Raw genomic sequence first — 19,745 nt, forward strand, 5'->3', positions numbered from 1 at the left:
TCGGTCAAGATCAGATCTCCGGGGCATGTTCGCCGGCGTGCGCCAGCGGTGCGTCACGGCGCGGCACGCCGTTGAGCAGCAGGTTCAGGAAGACGGACACCACGCAGGCGATGATCACGCTGCTGTGCACGAATGGCTGCAGCGCTTCGGGCAGCTTCTCGAGCACGGACGGCATGATCACCGGCATCAGCGCGCAGGCCAGCGTGATGGCGACGATGGTCAGGTTCGAGCGGTTGTTCTCGTAGTCGACCTGGCCCAGCGTCTTGATGCCCGCCGCGCCGACCACGCCGAACATCACCAGCGCGGCGCCGCCGAGCGCCGCGGCCGGAATCGAAGCAAAGAGCGCGCCGATCTTCGGCACCAGCGCGACCGCGCACAGCATCAGGCCGCAGCTCGCCACGACCCAACGGCTGCGCACGCCCGTCACGATCACCAGCCCCACGTTCTCCATGAACGCGATATACGGAAAGGCCGCGAACATGCCGCCGATCGCGCTGGCCAGGCCGTTGGCGCGCAGGCCGTTGGTCGCCTCGCGTTCGTTGACCGGGCGCTTGACCAGATCGCCGATCGCGATGAACAGCCCCATCGACTCGACCATCTGCACCAGCATCACGATCGTCATCGTGACGATCGCCCCGATATCGAACACCGGCAGGCCGAAGGCGAATGGCTGCACCATCGTGAACCACGGCGCGCGACGCACCTCGGCGAAGTCGCCCATGCCGAGCGCGGTCGCGACCGCCGCGCCGGCCAGCAGGCCGATCAATACCGACAGGTTGCGCAGGAACTCGCTGCCGTAGCGGTTGATCGCCAGGATCAGCGCGACCACGCCGATCGCGACCGCAAAGAACACCGGTGCCCCGAACTGGGGCGCACCGCGCCCGCCGCCCAGCCATTGGTAGGCGACCGGGAACAGCGACAGGCCGATCGCGGTGACGATGCAGCCGGTCACCACGGGCGGGAAGAACTGCCGCAACCGGCCGATCACCGGCGCCAGCAGCAGCGTGATCACGCCCGCGCCGATGATGGCGCCGCAAACGCCCTGGAAACCCAGCGACGGATCGGTGCCGATCGCGATCACCGGACCGACCGAGCTGAACGCGACGCCCTGCATGATCGGCAGCCGCACGCCGAACTTCCAGAAGCCGACGGTCTGCAGCAGCGTGGCGATGCCCGAGGTGAACAGCGCGGTGCTGATCAGCAGCGTCGTCTGCGCCGGCGTCATCTTCAACGCGGCGGCGACGATCATCGGCACCGTGATGGCGCCCAGATAACTGACCAGCATGTGCTGGAAGCCCAGCGTGAGCATGGCGCGCGGCGGCAGCACCGCGTCGACCGGGTGTTGGGGCGAAGCCATCGTCGTCTCCTTGGTGGTGGCTGAAGGGCGCTCGAGGCGGCGCCTGCAGCCACAGTAGCGGCCGCGCCGGCGCCGTCATAGCGCAATTGCGAAGGCGATAGGCGCAAAGCGCAGCGATGTGAGCCGCGCGGTGCGATAGTCGTGCGGTGGTCGTGCGAACGTTCGCGATGCCGATGGCGATCGCAGCGGTGCTGCGGGTTTGTCCCGGCTTTGCCGTCGGCAATGGCGGCCCTTACGATAGCGCGCGCACCGCCGTTCCGGGTGCCTGCCATCGCATTCTCAGCTCCGCGCTTCCATGCAGCCGCTTTCCGACGTTCCCGCGGACGTTTCAACGCCGGCCCTCGGCGCCGTCCATCGATTCCATGCCAGCGAATTGCCGCATGTGCAGACGCTGTGCACGCGGCTGTTCGGGCCCACGCGCGTGCGGCCGCTCGACGCCGCGGCGCCGCTGCATGTCGAGGTGGAGCAATGCCATATCGGCCAGCTGTCGCTGGTCGATATCCGCTACAGCACCGCGATGGAGATCGAGCCGCGGCCCGGCAAGGACGAGTACGTGATTCAAACCACGGTGGCTGGCCATTGCGAGGCGTTCACCGATGGCCAGTTGCAGCAGTTCCCGCACGGCAGCACGCTGATTGCCTCGCCGACACTGCGCACGCGGCTGCTGCTGGATGCGGCTTGCCAACGCTTCTGCGTGGTGCTGCGCCGGCGCGCGATCGAACACGCGTTCCGCGAGCACTTCGGCTTCGAGCCGCCGGCGCCGATCGCGTTTGCGCCACGGCTAGCCAGCGGCAATGCGTTGAATGGGTCCAATGCGTTGAATGGTGTGGCCGAGCGCTGGCAGGCGCTGGTCGGCTATCTGCGCGCGGAAATGCGCACGCGCCGGGCCGGCACCGCCAATCCGACCATCGACGCCAGCATCGAGCATATGGTGGTGTCGACGCTGCTGTTCGACCAGTTCTCCGGCGACGGCGCCACGCTGCCGCGGCGCTTCCAGCCGACGCTGCCGGCCTATGTGCGCCGGGCCATCCAGTATCTGCGGCGCAATCTCGATCGTCCGATCACGATGCGCGAACTCGCCGACCATTGCGGCGTGTCGGAGCGCTCGCTGCAGGTCGGTTTCCGGCGCAGCAAGAACGCGACACCGATGGAATATCTGCGGCTGCTGCGGCTGCAGGGCGCGCGCGACAGCCTGCTGCGCGCGCCGCAGCAGCCCGGCGCGGTCACCGCGATCGCGCTGCGGCACGGATTCGCGCATCTGAGTATGTTCTCGCGCGAATACCGGCGCGAATTCGGAGAACTGCCGTCGGACACGTTGCGCCGCGCGCAGCGGCGCGAAGGATAGCGGCAGTTTTATCCAGCGATCCCAGCCGTGGCGGCGCGGGTTTTCCGCCCCGCCGCCCCCGCCGCCACGGCGCCGATGCGACGCTGCGCCCTCGCCTCAACGTGCCAGGCAGATCCCCAGCATTGTCTGCAATCGGCCGCGGTCCAGATTGCGGCCGATAAAGACGAGCTTGCTGTCGCGCGGCGCGTCCAGCCATGGATCGCCCGCATGCAGGTCGAGCTGCCGGTGCACGGCCTGCAGCACATGGCGCCGCTCGCTGCCGGCGACGGCGACGATGCCCTTGATGCGGAACAGGTCGTCGCCCTGCGCCGCCAGCAAGGCCCGGATCGCGCTGGCGAGGCGGTCTCCGTCAAACGGCCGGTCGAATACCAGCGAGACCGACGAGACCGACGGATCGTGGCGGTGGGCATGCTCCCGATCATGATCATGGTCATGGTCGTGTCCGCAGTGCTCGTCGCAGACGTGCCCTTCGCCATGATCATCACCGTGGCCGTGATCGTGCTCGTCCCCGCTGTCGTCCAGCACCGCCAGCCCCGGCGTAAACCCGCCGATTCCCAGAATGTTCCGCAGATCGATGCGTGCATAGTTCGAACGCAGGATCTGCGCGCCCTCGTTGAGCCGGCGCAGCCGCGCCTCCAGCGCGTCCACCGCCGCCGGGTCGGCCAGGTCGGTCTTGTTGATGACGATGCGGTCGGCTGCGACGATCTGGTCGACCGCCTGATTGTCAAAGCCGCGCAGCCGCGGATCGTCCAGATGGCTTTCGATATGCAGCGCGTCGACCAGCGTGACCACGCCGTCGAGCGCGACCTCCCGCGCCACCTCGTGGTCCATGAAGAAGGTCGCCGCGACCGGGGTCGGGTCGGCGAGGCCGCTGGTCTCGACGATGATATGGTCGAAGCGTTCGGGCTGCGCCAGCAGCTTCTGTAGGATGCGGACCAGATCGGTACGCACGTCGACCACGCAGCAGATGCAGCCGTTGGTCATCTGGTAGATCTCTTCGTCCGAGCTCAGCACCAGGTCCGAATCGACATCGACCTCGCCGAACTCGTTCTCGATCACCGCGATGCGATGGCCGTGCCGCTCGGTCAGGATGTAGTTCAGCAGGGTGGTCTTTCCGGCGCCGAGAAAGCCGGTGAGGATCGTCACGGGGACCGGCACCGCGGCGCGCTCGGCATGATCTCCGGCGGCCTGCTGGACCGTAGTCGAACGTATCGCTTCATGGGTAAGGGACGTTAGGGCATTCATCGTGTCTCCTCCTCCGCCATGGCAGTCGGCATCGCGTCGCCCGGCACGGGACGCATCCCCTGCCAACGCGCGACCAGACCGGCATGGTCGATATCGAACAGGTCGAGCGTACGCCCGACGGTATGGTTGACCAGATCGTCGATGGAGCCTGGCCGGTGGTAGAACGCGGGCACCGGCGGCAGCACGATCGCGCCCATCTCGGTGACCGCGGTCAGGTTGCGCAGATGGCCCAGATGCAGCGGCGTCTCGCGCGGCAGCAGCACCAGCCGGCGCCTTTCCTTCAGCATCACGTCGGCGGCGCGCGTGACCAGGTTGTCGGCGAGGCCATGCGCGATCGCCGCCAGCGTCCGCATCGAACACGGCGCCACCACCATCCCGGCGCAGCGATAGGAGCCGCTGGCGATGGTGGCGCCGATATCGCGGACGTTGTGGGCGACGTCGGCCAGCGCCTCGACCTCGGCGCGGCACAGGCCGAGCTCGTGCCGGATAGTCAGCCAGCCGGACGGCGTCACCACCAGGTCGGTGCGCCAGTCCGGCTGCTGCGCCAGCCACTGCAGCAGGCGCACGCCGTAGATCGCGCCGCTGGCGCCGGTGATGGCGACCACGAGGCGGCGGCTCATGGGCGCCCCAGCACATCGCCGAGCAGCCGCGCGGCCCGCGCCATCGCGTCGTCGCCGATGCGCGCGCGGATGCCATCGAACTGCGGGCCGCGTGTCGCATCGAGCCCCATGCGCGACGTCGTACCGACGCCGGATGCCGACGGATCGAGCGCGCTGCCGGGCAGGCCGTCGACGACCACCACGTCCAGATGCGGCTGCAGATGCGTGGCGACGGCCCACAGCACCTCTTCATCGCGCGTGACGTCGACATCCTCGTCGACCGCGATCACCGTCTTCAGGTACGGATCCCAGCCGAGCAGTCCCAGCATGACCTGGCGCGCCTCGCCGGCACGCATTGGCTTGAGCGCGACATAGGCATGGAAGTGCGTGCCCGAACTCGGGTAGTGCACGGCGGTGACGCTGGGAAAACGCTCCTTCAGCTTCTCGACCATCTCCGACTCGCGCGGAATCCGTCCGAGATTGAGGTGCTCGGCCGAATTGCCGCCGACCACGTCGATCAGCATCGCGTCGCGCCGGCGCAGGATCGTCTCGACGCGCAGCAGATTGTTGGTCGAGCGGTCCGACGAATAGCCGGTGAACTCGCCGAACGGCCCCTCGTCGACACGCGCCTCCGGATCGATGACCCCTTCCAGCACGATCTCCGCGCTGGCCGGCACCGCGATGCCATGGCGCGGCGTGCGCACGACCTCCAGCGGCGCGCCGAACAGCCCGCCCGCAACGTGGCGCTCGTCGACGCCGTACGGCAGCCGTGCCGCGCCCGCCAGCATGAACAGCGGATGCGCGCCGATCACCATCGCCACCGGCAACGGCTGCCCGCGCACGGCGGCCTGCTGCTGCATGCGCCACAGGTGGCCGCGCGAATGCAGGCTGGTGGCGATGCCGGTCGGCGAGTGCACCATCGAGCGGTGGTAGCTGGCATTGCCGATGCCGGTCTCGGGGTCCTGCGCGATCAGGATCGCGTTGGTGATATAGGGCCCGCGATCGGTGGCGAAATGCCGGATCGCCGGGATCGTCCGCAGGTCGATGCCCTCGCTCTGCACGACCTCGAGCACCGGCCCGTTGTCGACCTCGCGCGGCGGCACCAGGCGGCGGCTGCGCGCCTGATATTCGGCGTGGATGCCGTCGGCGCCGACGCCAAGCAGCCGGCCGACGCGCTCGCGCGAGGCGAACACATTGGTCACCAGCGGCGTCCCCAAACCCCGCACGCGCTCGAACACCAGCATCGGATGGCGCCCCTGCGCGGCCAGTTGCCAGACCACGGCGGTCGCATCCTGATCGGCACCGACCTCGTCGCCGATCACCAGCACATCATCGGGATGCGCGGCCCGATAGGCCGACAGAAAGTCGCGGAAATCCTGCGACGACGAGTAGCGCCCAGAATCGCGCCCCGAATCCCGCCCCGAATTGAGCGACGATGTCATCGTTCTCTCCTTGTCACGCCGGCCGGGCCGCGGCACGCGAAGGTGCCGGGCCCGGCCGGCCGCCGTGTGGGACGGTTCAGCGAAGACCGGCGTAGGTATCGGTCAGCCGGGCCTGCGCCTCTTCCATCGTGCGCGGCGGCGGCGTGGTCTCCAGGCCGATCAGGCGGGCAATGTTGTTGCCCATGTAGTCCTCCAGCCCGTCCTCGTCCAGATCCATCCCCTGCGGCGCGGGGCCGCACAGCATCTCCAGCTCGCGCAGCCACATGCCGGGCTCGTTCGGCGGCGTGTCGGTGCCGAACACGATCTTGTTGCGCGGCAACTGGCGGGCGAATTCGACGATGCGCGACTGGAAGCACCAGCCCGATTCGCAATAGACGTTCGGTGTGTCCATCGCCATCCAGAACGCCTCGAACGAATAATTGCCGCCGGTCTGGATGCCGAAATGGCCGATGATGAAATTGACCATCGGGAATTCGCGGATGATCGGATAGAACATCGTCGGAATCGTGTACGGCCCGTCGCCGGTGTGGATCAGCACCACGACGTTGTACTTGGCACACATCTTCAATGCGGGCCGCAGCCAGTCGAGCGCGCGGTCGGGGCGATAGCCGTGCATGTTGGCATGCAGCTTCATCATCTTGAAGCCGTATTCCTTGACGTGGTATTCGAGCTCGAGCGCGCCCTCTTCCGGACCCCAGCGCGGATTGAAGGTGAAATTGCCGATGAAGCGGTCCGGATATTTCTGGCACAGCTCGGCCACATAGGCCATGTAGTCGCGCACGCCTTCGCGGCCGCGGCGATTGCCGTCGCGATAGCCGGTATTGCCGGGCGGCGGCTGGATGAAGCCCATGTCGATGCGGCGCGGCTTGCCGTTGATGATGTAGGGGCCGTCCATCATCTTGAGCAGGCGCTCGCCGGTGAACGGTTCGCCGGTATGGCGCCAGGCCTCGTCGACGAGGTTGGTGGGATGCAGATGGGTGTCGATGATCATTGCAGTGGCTCCGTGCGGGGCTGCGTTGTCTGGAAGCGGTCGTGGGCGGCGCGGCTCAGGCGGCGAGCCTGGCGCGGGCCTCTTCGACCGTGCGCGGCACCGGCGTCGGTTCGAGCCCGATCATCCGCGCGACGTTGTTGCCGAGGTAGTCCTCCAGCGTGTCCTCGTCCAGATTGAGCCCCTGCGGCGGCTCGAAACACAGCACCTCCAGCAGGCGCAGCCACATGCCCGGCTCGTTCGGCGGCGTATCGGACCCGAACAGGATCTTGTGCCTGGGCAAGACCTTGGCAAATTCGACGATGCGCGATTGCAGGCACCAGCCCGATTCGCAATAGACGTTCGGCATGTCCATCGCCATCTGGAACGGCTCGAAGCAATAGACGCCGCCGGTCTGCACGCCGAAGTGGGCCATGATGAAATTGACCGTCGGGAATTCCTTGATCATCGGCACCCATTCGGTCGGGATGCTGTAGGGGCCGTCGCCGGTATGCAGCTTGACCAGCACGCCCAGTTCCGCGCATTTCTGCAGCGCCGGACGCAGCCAGTCGAGCGCGCGGTCGGGCCGATAGGCGTGCATGTTGGCCTGGAACTGGACCATCTTGAAGCCGAGCTTGCGCACGTAATGGTCGATCGCATTGACGCCGTTTTCGACGCCGCAACGCGGGTTGTAGACGAAACAGCCGATGAAGCGGTCGGGATATTTGCGCACCATCTCGACCGTGTAGGCCATATAGGCGTCGATCGATTCGCTGCCCGACCTGGTGCCGTCGGTCCACGTGTAGATGGTGTTGCCTTGCGGCGGCTGGATGAAGGCGCGATCGATGCGGCGCGGCTTGCCGTTGATCAGGAATGGGCCATCCATCATCTGGATCAGGCGCTCGCCGGTAAAGGGCTCGCCATCGTGCCGCCATGCCAGATCGACCAGATTGGTCGGATAGCAACTGGTGTCGATGATCATGCGGGTGTCTCCTCGCAATGCTGCAGGTTGAAGGCATGCGGGACCGGGCCGGTCATTGCGGGACGGGCCAGGCGCGCGTTGCGTTCGGGAGCACTGTCGAGGGGGAGCGTTGGAAGAATGCGCCACCGACGGTACTCCGTCAGTGAGCAATCTCCAGTTGAACGATCGCGGCATTGCGCCGCTGCTTGTTCAATCGACCGCTTCTACCCACGGCGCCTTTATACCGCCGTGGAAATTCGGATGTCAAGCGGGAAGCGTGGACGCCGATGTTGCGGTGCCCACGCTCCCGCGCTCGGATCGATCGATGCGGCGTGCGATCAGGCGTTGGTGCCGTTATCGATGGTCCATGCTGCGCCGGTCACCGCTTGCGCCTCCGGCGAGGCCAGCAGCGCCACCACGGCGGCCACCTCGTCCGGCGAGGCGTAACGCTGCTGCCCTGCCATCAGCGAGCGCTGCCAGTCGGAATGCGGCCCATCGGGCGGGTTCATGTCGGTGGCGGTCGAGCCGGGATGCACCACATTGACGGTAATGCCGCGCGGACCGAAATCGCGCGCCAGGCCCTGCGTCATGCCGACCAGCGCCGCCTTGCTCGCGCTATAGATCGCCATTCCCTGCCCCGGCACGCGCACCGCGAGGTTGCTGCCGATCGAGATAATGCGGCCGCCATCGGGCATGACCGCTGCCACCGCCTTGATCGCAACGAAGGCGGCACGGACGTTGACGGCCATCGTCACGTCGAAGTCCTCGACGGTCGCTTCCGTCGGCGAACCCGCGCGGAAAATGCCGGCGTTGTTCACCAGGATGTCGATCTTGCCGAACGCCGCCGCGGCCCGCGCGACCGCATCGGCCACCGCCCCCGGATCGCTGTTGTCGGCCCGGATTGCCAGTGCCTGCCGGCCATGCGCCCGCACCTGGGCGGCAACCTCTTCGGCCTGCTGCTCCGAACTGGCGTAGGTCAGTGCAACGTCCGCGCCATCGGCGGCCAGCCGGCGCGCGATCGCGGCGCCGATGCCGCGGCTGCCGCCCGTGACCAGGGCCGTTTTTCCTTGCAGGGATGCCATGTCTTGCTCCTTGAAGTTGGTATTCAACGTGGTTTCAACGCGTCGTTCGGCGTGGTTTGAACCGGGTTGCCACACAGGTGTCGCCGGTATCGATCGCCGCGCCCGCAATTCATACCGGTCGGTACAAATTTGAATGGCATTATTGGCACGTTGTCGCCGACGGTCAAGGGATTTACTATCCGGTCAGTACAGAATTCACCGTTCCATCCATGAGCCAACGAGGAAGACCCCGCGCCTTCGACCGCGACACCGCCCTGCAGGCGGCCATGCGCGTGTTCTGGGAGCGCGGCTACGAACAGGCGTCGCTGAGCGAGCTGACCGCCGCGATGGGGATCAACCGCCCCAGCCTCTATGCCGCCTTCGGCGACAAGGCGCAGCTGTTTCAGGAAGCGATGGCGCTGTATCAGCGCACGATGAACTTCACCACGCCGGCGCTGGCCCGCCCGGCCGCGCGCGCGGCGATCGAGGCGATGCTGCGTGACAACGTCGACGCCTATTGCGACCCGACGACGCCGCGCGGCTGCCTGGTGGTGTCGATCGCCGCCGCCTGTCCCGACGACGACAGCGAGATGAAGACGATGCTGTCGAGCAAGCTGCGCACGGTCGGCGAATCGGTGCGCCAGCGCCTGAAGCAAGGCGTCGAGGCCGGCGAACTGCCGGCCGACACGGACATCGGCGCCCTCGCGGCTTACTTCGAGACGGTGCTGCAGGGCTTGTCGATCCAGGCCCGCACCGGGGCTTCGCGCCAGCGGCTGCACCGGGTGGTGGACTGCGCGATGCGGGTGTGGGATAGCTTATCCGGCGAGCCGCAGAAACGCCCCGCGCGGCAGCGTAGTGCCTGATACGCCTCTTCAAGACCTTCTTCCCTGACGACCAAACGAGCGCGATGCAGGTCGCCGGATGCCACCGTCGTTGCCTTGTGTCAGAAATCGATATAAACTTCCGACAGTTCAAGGAGGAACGATGCGAACCCTTGCCCAACAGATCACCGAATACGCAGCCGGACTACCGGAAGGCACGCCCTTGGTCGCCAAGGGCTTGCTGCATCTGGGAAATCGCGCCGCCGTCGACCAGGCGCTCAGCCGTATGGCGCGCCGTGGCGCATTGCTTCGCATCGAACGCGGTATTTATGCCGTTCCCGTGCCTACCCGCTTCGGCAACCGGGCGCCGGCCGCCTCGGCATTGATCGAGGGTCTTGCCCGGCAGCGTGGGGAAACGGTCGTGCCTCATGGTGCCGCGGCGGCCAACGAACTGGGGCTGACGACGCAAGTTCCCGTGCGCGCCGTGTATTTGACCTCCGGCCGCAGCCGCCTGCTTACGCTGGGCGCTCAAGTGATTGAGTTCCGGCACGCACCGCGATGGCAGTTGGCATTGGCCGGCCGCCACGCCGGAAAGGTCCTGCGCGCGCTGACATGGCTTGGCCCCCAACATGCCAACGAAGCGATCGCAAAACTGCGCGCCCGGCTCTCGGCATCCGACCTTGCCGAAGTCGCGTCTTCACGCGGTCAGCTGCCCACGTGGATGGCCAAGGAAGTGAGTACCTTGCTGCAGCATTGACGCAACGTGACCGAGTTCTTCAGCCTGTCCCGGGCGGAACAACGGGATGCTCTCGAAGTGGTCGCGACGCGATCCGGCCGGCCGCCGCATCTGCTCGAAAAGGATCTATGGGTGGTATGGTCGCTGCGCCATCTCTTTGCCGGCCCTCATGCCGATCATCTGGTCTTCAAGGGCGGTACTTCTCTGTCCAAGGCGTATGGCGCGATCCGCCGCTTCTCAGAAGACATCGACCTGACCTATGACATCAGGGCGATCGCCGGCGACCTGATCGGGGACACCGGCGAACCGCTGCCGCCTAACCGTAGTCAGGAGAAGCGATGGACCAAGGCCATCCGCACGCGCCTGTCGGCTTGGGTCATGACCGAGATGCTTCCGTCGATTCAAGACGAATTGGGGAGGCAACGGCTGCCGGCGGCCGCCAGCGTGGACGGTGACAAGGTCTTAATTGCGTACGAGCCGCTGTCCTGTGGAACCGGCTACGTTTCCCCGGTCGTCATGCTCGAGTTCGGTGCCCGATGTACGGGCGAGCCAAGTCATCTGCGCCGGATCCACTGCGATGCGGCCGCGCATCTTCGCGAGATCGCGTTTCCAGACACTACCGCGCGCGTCATGCGCGCCGAACGCACGTTCTGGGAAAAGGCCACGGCGATTCATGTCTACTGCGCACAGGGTGAGTTCCGTGGCAGCGCGCGTTTCGCCCGGCATTGGCACGATCTGGTGCGCCTCGACGACGTCGGACTCGCCGATGCCGCCCTTGCCGATCGCGGTCTTGCCCACGCCGTCGCGAAGCACAAGGGGATTTTCTTCGCCGAGAAATTTCCTGGCGGCGAACCGATCGACTATGGCGTGGCGGTGTCCGGAGGGTTGCGATTGGTCCCTGACGACAAGGCGCTTAGCGCATTGGCCTCCGACTATCAGCACATGATCGACGACGGCCTGCTGCTTGACGATGGCGAGCCCTTTGAAATACTGCTGGAGCGCTGCGCCACCATCGAACGCAGAGCGAACGACCTGGCCCGAGGTACAGAACCACTGCCCGAAAAGACGTTCTGATCCGCGGCTCGCGCTATGGCGAAGGGCGGTTCAAAGCTCCGGTTCACGCCGATTCACACTGCTCGGCCCCAAACCGCATGCCGCGCGCCAGCAGCATGGCAGCCAACGCCGATAGCGCCACGACGGCCGCGGCGGCGTGCCAGCCCCAGGCCTCGATGGCCGCGCCGACGGTAACGGGTCCGACCACTTGCCCAACATTGCTGCCCTGCATCAGCAGGCCGATCACGACCGGCAACAGCCCCGCCGTGGGGGCGACGATGGACGCGCTCGACAGCAAGGTCGCGGGAATCAGCCCGCCCACCGCCGAGAACAGCAGGCACAGCAGGAAGATCGGCACATCGCCGAAGAGCGGCAGGAAGATGCCGAGCGCGGCCAGTCCCATGGTCAGGCAGGTAGCGCCCATCACCAGGGACCGCGATACGCCGCGCGCCAGCAGATAGCCGGCGGCCAGATTGCCGATCATGTTGGCGGCGATCGCGAGCGCCGTCAGCAGCCCGACCATGCGGTGGGAGACGCCGATCCGTTCGATCAGCAGCACCGGCAGGAAGCTGAACAACGCAAAGAACATCAGGCTGTACAGCGCGAAGCAGGCGGCGAGCCGCAGCGGCTGCGAGGCGCGCAGCACGGACACGATATCGGCGCGCATGGTTGCGGCAGCGCCCGCGACGCCTTGCGCTCGCGAGGACGGCTGCGGCGATGCCGGCCGCTGCGCCGCAGCCGGTATCGCCAGCCGCGTCGCCACTGTCGCGACCACGGCCAGCGCCGCGCTGCCCCACCATAGTCCGCGCCAGGTGCCGAACAGCGGACCGGCGACCATCGCCAGCGCCATGCCGGCCGGCATGAAGCAACTCCACAGCGCAAAGGCGATATCGCGCCGCTGCGGCGGCACGACGCGCTGCAGCACCGCTGGCCCCGCCACCGCGATCAGCAGGAAGCCCAGTCCTTCGACAAAACGCGACGCCATCAGCGCAGGCAGCGTCGGCGCCAGCGCGCCGGCGCCAGCGCCGGCCACCACCGCGAGCAGACCGCCAAGCAGCACACGCCGGTCGCCGAAGGCGGTAACCAGGGCACCGGCCGGAATCCCGCCGAGCGAGCCGAGCACCGCGACGATCGCCATCAGCCAGCCCGCCTGCGCCAGGCTCGCGCCAAGGTCTGCCCGCAGCATCGGCGTCGCGATCGCGGCCTTGCCGACCTGCAGCGCCGCGACGACGCCGGCGCCGACCACGACCGCCACCGTCAGCCACATCGCAGCATTACCGGAAGGCGCGGACGTCGTCAGTGTCGTGGGCGTCCGCGGTACCACTGCCTGTCCTCTGCGGGCGGACCACCCCCGCCGCCCGTTCGCACAATCGGTCATCTCGTTCTCCTGCCCTGGAACCCTCGAAATGGGGCACAGCATCGCATCGGCGGGGCATCGACGGAAGTGATATAAGTTCGATCCAAACGATCGATCCAATAGATCATTGGAGCGACGGCTTCCGGCTACCCAACTCATGCTCGACGCCCTGACACTCGACCAGTTGCGCACCTTCGCCACCGTCGCGGACGCCGGCAGTTTCCGCGCGGCGGCGGCCAAGCTCGGCCGCGTGCAATCGGCGGTCAGCCACGCGATCGCCAATCTGGAGGCGCAGCTCGGCGTCGCGCTGTTCGACCGCACCCGGCGGCGTCCGGTATTGACGGCCGAGGGCCAGGCCCTGCTGGTCAACGCGCGCGACATCCTGCTGCGCGTCGATGCGATGCGGGCGCGCGCCCGCGGCCTTGGCCAGCAACTGGAGCTCGAACTGTCGGTGGTCGTCGATACGCTGTTTCCGCTGGCGCAGATCAGCGCCGCGCTGGAAGCGATGCGGGGCCGCTATCCGTCGGTGGCGATCCGCGTCGCGGTCGAACCGCTGGGCGGGCCGCTGGCAGCCCTGCTGGAGCAACGCGCCACGCTGGCGGTGATGGTCGGCGAGGGTTTTCGCGATCCGCGCGTCGCGCTGCAGGCGCTGTCGTCGACCGAGGTGGTGGCGGTCGTGTCCGCGCGCCATCCGCTGGCATCGCGGCGGCGCGGCCCGCCGCTGGGCGTGGCCGACCTCGCCGATCACCTGCAGATCGTGCAGTCCGATCCCACGCCGCTGTCCGCCGGCCGCGACTTCGGCGTGCTGTCGCCGCAGACGTGCCGCGTCAACACCCAGGACACCAAGTACGCACTGATCCTGTCCGGCCTCGGCTGGGGCCGACTGCCGCGCTGGCTGGTCGAACGCGATCTGCGCGAAGGCCGGCTGGTGCGCGTCGCCACACCCTCACTGGGCCGCGATGCGCGCGTTCTGTACGAGGCCTACCTGGCCTATCGCGTCGACCAGCCGTTCGGTCCGGCCGCGCAGGCGTTCCGGGAAGCGCTGACACGCATCGCCGCGCAAGGCTGACCCCGCTCGTTATGTTGCGAAGCGCCAATGAAGCGCGCGTTATGTTGCAAACAGGAATGGTTATCAATAAGATTGACGGTTTTTTGTAACCGCAGATTACGAGAGAGCCCGAGCCACGCGCCATGAGACAAAAACCAGCCTGTTCGCAACCGTCGCGGCCGACGCCACCGGCCCTGACGCCGTCGGCATTGATCCTCGCCGCCATCGCTGGCGGCGCCCCGCTTTCCACGCTGGCGCAGCAGGCATCATCCGCCACCCAGGGCACGGCGCCCGCGCATGAGCTCAGTACCGTCGAGGTGCGGGTCGACCGGATCAAGAGCGATCTGGTCAATCCGACGCGGCAGGTCACCGTGATCGAGCGCGAGCAGATCGAGGAGCTGAAGACCGGCTCGACCAATCTGGCGACGATGCTGAGCAAGCTGATTCCGGGCATGGCCGATTCGAGCCGCACCGTGACGGACTTCGGCCAGACGCTGCGCGGACGCAGCGCGCTGGTGCTGGTCGACGGCATTCCGCTCAATACCAATCGCGATTCCGCCCGCAACCTGGCAACCATCGATCCGAGCAACATCGAGCGGATCGAAGTGCTGCGCGGCAGCAGCGCGCTCTACGGCGCCGGCGCGAGCGGCGGCATCATCTCGATCACGACCCGCACCGCGGGCGGTCCGCCGAGCGCCGACACCACCGTGACGCTGGGCACGCCGCTGACGCGGCTCAGCAAGGAAGGCCTCAGCGCCAACGTGCAGCAGCATTTCTCGGGCAGCCAGGGGCCGATCGACTACGCCTTCCATGTCGGCGCGCAGCGCATCGGCAGCCCCTACGACGCGCACGGTCATCGGATCGCGCCCGAGCCGAGCCAGGGCGATCTGTTCGATTCCAACGTCTACAACGTCAGCGGCAAGCTCGGCTGGCGCATCGACGGCCAGCAGCGCGTGCAGCTGAGCCTGAGCCGCTACCACGCCAGGCAGAACACCGACTACGCCTCCGACCCGTCGGTCGGACGGCTGCCTCCGGGTTCGGCCACGGCGCGCGCGATTCGCGGCCTGCAGCTGGAAAACCAGAACGCGCTGCGCAACACGGTGCTGAACCTGGACTACCAGCACCAGGACTTCTACGGCAGCACCGTATCGACGCAGTTCTACTATCGCGACTACTTCACGCGCTTTCCCCCGTTCGACGCGCGCGCGGTGGCCACGCGCGGCGGCAACGTCGACCAGATCACCCAGAACAGCAGCGTCTTCGGCGGCCGGCTGACCGTCGGCACGCCGCTGGGCACCAGCAAGCAGACCAAGCTGCTGTGGGGCGCGGACTACAACCAGGAACGCAGCGACATGCCGCTCGACGTGTTCGACGCCGCGCGCTACGACGCCAGCGGCGGCCTGGTGTTCCAGCGCACCGGCGAGCTGACCTATATGCCGCCGCTGACCACGCGCAGCGGCGGCGTGTTCGGCCAGCTGCAGCACAAGTTCGACGAGCGCTGGTCGATGGAAGGCGGCGCGCGCTACGAGCGCGCCAGCGCCAGCTTCGACGACTTCGTGCCGCTGTCGCAGTCGAAGGTCGCCAACCCGGTCGGCGTCAAGGGAGGCACCGTCGACTACGGCGCCTGGCTGTTCAACATCGGCGCCGCGTTTGCGCCGGTCAAGGGCCAGGAGTTCTATGGCGCCTTCAGCCAGGGCTTCCAGCTGCCCGACATCGGCCTGCAGATCCGCAATGCGCGGCCGGGGTTCGACATCAACTCGTCGAGCCTGGAGCCGGTCAAGACCAACAACTACGAGCTCGGCTGGCGCGGTGCGCTGGGCAGCAACACGCTGGCCAACGTGGCGGTGTTCTACACCACCTCGAAGCTCGGCGACGTGCAGAGCTTCAACAACGGGCTGATCCTGACCCGCACCAAGGAGCGTATCTTCGGCGTCGAGGCGGCGGCCGACTATCTGACCGACGACGAGAAATGGGGCGTCGGCGGGACCTTCACCTGGATGCGCGGCCGCGAGCAGCCGCAAGGCAGCAGCAGCTTCCAGAACATGACGGGCTACCGCATTCCGCCGCTGAAGCTGACCGGCTACCTGCAATACCGGCCGATCAGCCAATGGACCAACCGCCTGCAGGTCAGCTATTACGCCGGGCGCGACTACCGCCTGAACGGCCAGAACAGCTTCGGCCGGCGCGATACCGGCAGCTATACGACGCTCGATCTGATCAGCCGCTACCAGCTGACGCGCAAGGACACGATCACGATCGGCATCGAGAACCTGCTCAATCGCGACTACTACCCCTTGTACAGCCAGCTGCTGCGCAACAGCAGCAATACCAGCCGGCTGCCGGCGGCGGGCATCACGCTGACGGCGATGTACCAGCACCGCTGGTAAGCCGCGCGGCCCGCGGGAGCGTGCGTTCCCGCGGCGCCTGCCACTCGATCAAGCCGCGGCCGGGTCCGCGCCGTCCGCGTCGATGCCGTAGCGCGCGATGGCCTCGGCGACCCTGGCGACCGGCAACGCACCATCGTCGGCCAGCGCCTTCAGCGCGGCGACCGCGATGAAGTGCCGATCGACCTCGAAGAAGCGCCGCAACGATTCACGCGTGTCCGAACGGCCGAAACCGTCGGTGCCCAGCGCAACCAGCCGGCGGTCCGTCACGAAGGGCCGGATCTGGTCGGCGACGATCTTCATGTAATCGGTCGCCACGACGAGCGGGCCCTGGTGTCCGGCCAGGCATTGCTGGACGTAGGGCACGCGCGGCTCGCTCCCCGGATGCAGCGTGTTCCAGCGTTCGGCAGCCAACCCGTCGCGGCGCAGCTCCGTCAGGCTCGTCGCGCTCCAGATCTCGCTGGCGATGCCGAAATCGTCCGCCAGCAGCTCGGCGGCGGCAATCACCTCGTTCAGGATCGCGCCGCTGCCGGCCAGCTGCACGCTCGGCATGCGCTGGCTGGCCTCGCCGACCGCCTTCAGCCGATAGAAGCCCTTCAGGATGCCCTGTTCCGCCCCGGCCGGCAGCGCCGGATGGGGATAGTTCTCGTTGAGCAGCGTGATGTAGTAGAAGATGTCCTGCTGCTCGGTGAACATCCGGCGCATGCCGTCCTGCACGATCACCGCCAGCTCGTAGGCAAAGGTGGGGTCGTACGACACGCAGCACGGGATCACCGACGACAGCACATGGCTGTGCCCATCATCGTGCTGTAATCCCTCGCCCATCAGCGTCGTGCGCCCGGAGGTCGCGCCCAGCAGGAAGCCCCGCGTGCGGGCATCGCCAGCGGCCCACGCCAGATCGCCAATCCGCTGGAAGCCGAACATCGAATAGAAGATGTAGAACGGCACCGTCATCACGCCGTGATTGCTGTACGAGGTGCCGGCCGCGATCCACGATGAGGTCGCGCCGGCTTCGTTCAGCCCTTCCTGCAGGATCTGGCCGTCCCGGCTCTCCTTGTAGTAGCTCAACTGGCCCGCGTCCTGCGGCGTGTACAGCTGCCCCACATGCGAATAGATGCCGATCTGGCGGAACAGCCCTTCCATGCCGAACGTGCGGGACTCGTCCGGCACGATCGGCACGATACGCTTGCCGATCTCCGGCACCTTCAGCAGCGCGCCAAGCATGCGCACAAAGGCCATCGTGGTGGAATACTCCCGCTCGCCGGAGTCCTGCAGCTGCGTCGCGAAGGTCGACAGCGGCGGCGCCGGCAACGGCGCGCAATCGCCGAAGCGCGCCGGCACATGGCCGCCCAGCGCCCGGCGCCTCGACGCGAAATAGCGCGCCGCCTCGCTGTCCGGCGCCGGCTTCAGGTACGGCATCTCGTCGAGGCGCGCGTCGGGCAGATCCAGCGCAAAGCGGTCGCGGAAAGCCCGTACCGCGTCCGCGTTCAGCTTCTTGAGCTGGTGATTGATGTTCTGGCCCTCGCCGGCCTCGCCCATGCCGAAGCCCTTGACGGTCTTGGCGAGGATCACGGTTGGCTGACCGGTGTGCCGCACTGCGGCGGCATAGGCGTTGTAGACCTTGACCGGATCATGGCCCCCGCGCGACAGCGCCCAGATCTCGTCGTCGCTCATGTCGGCCACCATCTCGAGCAGCGCCGGATATTTGCCGAAGAAATGCTGGCGCACATAGGCGCCGTTCTGCGACTTGTAGGTCTGGTATTCGCCGTCGACGCACTCCATCATCCGCTGGCGCAGCAGCCCGGTATGGTCCCTGGCCAGCAGCCGGTCCCACCCGCCGCCCCAGATCACCTTGATGACGTTCCAGCCCGCGGCGCGATAGAGCGCCTCGAATTCCTGGATCACCTTCGCGTTGCCGCGCACCGGACCATCGAGCCGTTGCAGATTGCAGTTGACGACGAAGATCAGATTGTCGAGCTTCTCGCGCCCCGCCATCGAGATCGCGGCCAGCGACTCCGGCTGGTCCATTTCCCCATCGCCGAGGAAGGCCCAGACCTTGCGGCCCTGGTGCTGCTGCAGGCCCCGATTTTCCAGATAGCGCAGGAAGCGGCCCTGATAGGCCGCCATGATGGGCCCGAGCCCCATCGACACGGTGGGGAATTGCCAGAAGTCCGGCATCAGGCGCGGATGCGGATACGACGACAGGCCGCGGCGCCCCGCTTCCCTGCGGAAATTGTCGAGCTGCGCTTCGTCGATACGGCCCTCCAGATAGGCGCGCGCATAGATGCCCGGCGCCGAATGGCCCTGGATATAGACCATGTCGCCGGCGAATGTATCGGTGCGGCCGCGGAAGAAATGATCGAAGCCGACGTCGTACAGCACCGCCGCGGAGGCATAGGTGGCGATATGCCCGCCCACGTTCGAATGCTTGCCGGCGCGCAGCACCATCGCCATCGCGTTCCAGCGGATCAGCGCATTCAATTCGCGCTCCAGTACAGCGTCGCCCGGATACGGCAACTCGCGGTCGGCGGGGATCGTGTTGACGTACGGCGTATTGACACGGCCGTGGAAGTCGCCATGCATCGAACCATCGAAGTCGAGCAGCTGGTCGATCAGATAGTGAGCGCGTGGCCGGCCCTCGACCCGCACGACGGCCTGCAACGATTCGAGCCATTCGCGCGTTTCGAGCGGATCGACGTCTTGGAGTAAGGAAGAGGTTGGCATGGCGTGGCTCCAGGTCAGATAGGTGCGAGTCAGATAGGTGGGATCGCGGGCGTGCCGCGCAGCGGATTGCATCGGCACTCGTAGTCATTCGTTGCAATTGCAATCGTATCTGGCGCATTGTAGCGATCGCCGGCATAATTGCAACTGCAACGAATTCGGAGAATGACCATGACGACGGACGCACCAGACCTTTGGTTCTCGTTCGTGCGAGCGCATCGGCTGATGATTCGCGAGGTGGAACGGCGGCTGGCCGACGCCGGGCTGCCGAGCTACGCCTGGTACGACGTGCTATGGGGCCTCGAGAGCGGCCCGGGCGGCGCTCGCCGCATGCACGAGCTGGCCGATGCGCTGGCGATCGAGCGGTACAACCTGACGCGCCTGGTCGATCGGCTCGAGAGCGAGGGCCTGGTCACGCGCACGCGATCGGCGGACGACGGCCGCGCCGCCTTCGTCACGATCACGCGCGAGGGCCGCGCGCTGCGCAAGAAGATGTGGAAGGTCTATCAGGCCACGATCGCCGACCTGTTCCTGACCCAGTTCGACCCGGCCGACGAGCAGCGCTTCGCCGACGCGCTCGATCGCGCCGCGCAGGCGGTGCGCCAGGCCGCCGTGGCGCCACGGCCGTCCTGACGCCGCGGCCCTCGC

General features: G+C 67.1%; 16 protein-coding genes. 7 read left to right on the forward strand and 9 right to left on the reverse strand.

Translation table 11 applies throughout. The annotated features are described in order from the left end of the window. Nucleotides 1-10: 10 nt before the first annotated feature. Complete coding sequence (locus M1D55_RS17820) at nt 11-1,357, reverse strand: nucleobase:cation symporter-2 family protein (protein WP_064577067.1); 1,347 nt, start codon at nt 1,355-1,357, stop codon at nt 11-13. 295 nt (nt 1,358-1,652) lie between these two features. Here M1D55_RS17820 and M1D55_RS17825 point away from each other — a divergent pair, with 295 nt between their 5' ends. After that, the gene (locus M1D55_RS17825) at nt 1,653-2,702 is read left to right on the forward strand and encodes an AraC family transcriptional regulator (RefSeq protein WP_064577068.1); all 1,050 of its coding nucleotides are present in this window, start codon (nt 1,653-1,655) and stop codon (nt 2,700-2,702) included. Nucleotides 2,703-2,798: 96 nt separating this feature from the next. On the opposite strand, the gene M1D55_RS17830 is transcribed toward M1D55_RS17825, so the two are convergent. The 6 genes from M1D55_RS17830 to M1D55_RS17855 form a co-directional block, all read right to left on the reverse strand. Beyond that, the gene (locus M1D55_RS17830; RefSeq protein WP_456282732.1) at nt 2,799-3,860 is read right to left on the reverse strand and encodes a CobW family GTP-binding protein; all 1,062 of its coding nucleotides are present in this window, start codon (nt 3,858-3,860) and stop codon (nt 2,799-2,801) included. Nucleotides 3,861-3,943: 83 nt separating this feature from the next. Next, nucleotides 3,944-4,567 carry a UbiX family flavin prenyltransferase gene (locus tag M1D55_RS17835; protein WP_456281448.1) on the reverse strand — a complete coding sequence of 208 codons (624 nt, stop codon included), beginning with the start codon at nt 4,565-4,567 and terminating at the stop codon, nt 3,944-3,946. Beyond that, nucleotides 4,564-5,988 (reverse strand): UbiD family decarboxylase, encoded by a 1,425-nt coding sequence (locus tag M1D55_RS17840; RefSeq protein WP_456281449.1) that lies wholly within the window; start codon nt 5,986-5,988, stop codon nt 4,564-4,566. The genes M1D55_RS17835 and M1D55_RS17840 overlap by 4 nt, the downstream gene beginning before the upstream one ends. Before the next feature lie 76 nt (nt 5,989-6,064). Beyond that, a complete protein-coding gene (locus M1D55_RS17845) occupies nt 6,065-6,979 on the reverse strand; it encodes an amidohydrolase family protein (RefSeq protein ID WP_006578677.1) in 915 nt (304 codons plus the stop codon). A gap of 55 nt (nt 6,980-7,034) precedes the next feature. After that, entirely contained in the window at nt 7,035-7,937 is a 903-nt protein-coding gene (locus tag M1D55_RS17850) for an amidohydrolase family protein (protein ID WP_006578676.1), read from the reverse strand. Nucleotides 7,938-8,254: 317 nt separating this feature from the next. Then, nucleotides 8,255-8,998 carry an SDR family NAD(P)-dependent oxidoreductase gene (locus tag M1D55_RS17855; RefSeq protein ID WP_456281450.1) on the reverse strand — a complete coding sequence of 248 codons (744 nt, stop codon included), beginning with the start codon at nt 8,996-8,998 and terminating at the stop codon, nt 8,255-8,257. Nucleotides 8,999-9,207: 209 nt separating this feature from the next. On the opposite strand from M1D55_RS17855, the gene M1D55_RS17860 reads away from it, so the two are divergent. The 3 genes from M1D55_RS17860 to M1D55_RS17870 all read left to right on the forward strand — a co-directional run bounded on the left by M1D55_RS17860 (nt 9,208) and on the right by M1D55_RS17870 (nt 11,608). After that, nucleotides 9,208-9,840, forward strand: coding sequence for a TetR/AcrR family transcriptional regulator (locus tag M1D55_RS17860; protein ID WP_456281451.1), 633 nt, complete (start codon nt 9,208-9,210; stop codon nt 9,838-9,840). 121 nt (nt 9,841-9,961) lie between these two features. Continuing rightward, nucleotides 9,962-10,555, forward strand: a complete 594-nt coding sequence (locus tag M1D55_RS17865; RefSeq protein WP_053821699.1) for a DUF6088 family protein — start codon at nt 9,962-9,964, stop codon at nt 10,553-10,555. Between the two features lie 6 nt (nt 10,556-10,561). After that, complete coding sequence (locus M1D55_RS17870) at nt 10,562-11,608, forward strand: nucleotidyl transferase AbiEii/AbiGii toxin family protein (RefSeq protein WP_064577074.1); 1,047 nt, start codon at nt 10,562-10,564, stop codon at nt 11,606-11,608. Nucleotides 11,609-11,651: 43 nt separating this feature from the next. Here M1D55_RS17870 and M1D55_RS17875 read toward each other — a convergent pair whose 3' ends face one another. After that, on the reverse strand, nt 11,652-12,854 hold the full coding sequence (locus tag M1D55_RS17875; protein WP_456281452.1) for an MFS transporter: 1,203 nt from the start codon (nt 12,852-12,854) through the stop codon (nt 11,652-11,654). A 247-nt stretch (nt 12,855-13,101) separates the two neighbouring features. On the opposite strand from M1D55_RS17875, the gene M1D55_RS17880 reads away from it, so the two are divergent. Next, the gene (locus tag M1D55_RS17880) at nt 13,102-14,013 is read left to right on the forward strand and encodes a LysR family transcriptional regulator (RefSeq protein WP_064577076.1); all 912 of its coding nucleotides are present in this window, start codon (nt 13,102-13,104) and stop codon (nt 14,011-14,013) included. Nucleotides 14,014-14,135: 122 nt separating this feature from the next. Further along, nucleotides 14,136-16,379: a TonB-dependent receptor gene (locus tag M1D55_RS17885; protein WP_456281453.1), complete on the forward strand. Its 2,244-nt coding sequence runs from the start codon at nt 14,136-14,138 to the stop codon at nt 16,377-16,379. A 48-nt stretch (nt 16,380-16,427) separates the two neighbouring features. Here the strand turns inward: M1D55_RS17885 and aceE are convergent, their stop codons facing one another. Beyond that, complete coding sequence (gene aceE / locus M1D55_RS17890) at nt 16,428-19,100, reverse strand: pyruvate dehydrogenase (acetyl-transferring), homodimeric type (RefSeq protein WP_456281454.1); 2,673 nt, start codon at nt 19,098-19,100, stop codon at nt 16,428-16,430. Between the two features lie 168 nt (nt 19,101-19,268). On the opposite strand from aceE, the gene M1D55_RS17895 reads away from it, so the two are divergent. Continuing rightward, nucleotides 19,269-19,730: a MarR family winged helix-turn-helix transcriptional regulator gene (locus M1D55_RS17895; protein ID WP_456281455.1), complete on the forward strand. Its 462-nt coding sequence runs from the start codon at nt 19,269-19,271 to the stop codon at nt 19,728-19,730. Nucleotides 19,731-19,745 lie beyond the last annotated feature (15 nt).

Source organism: Cupriavidus sp. JZ107 (genome assembly GCF_053903255.1).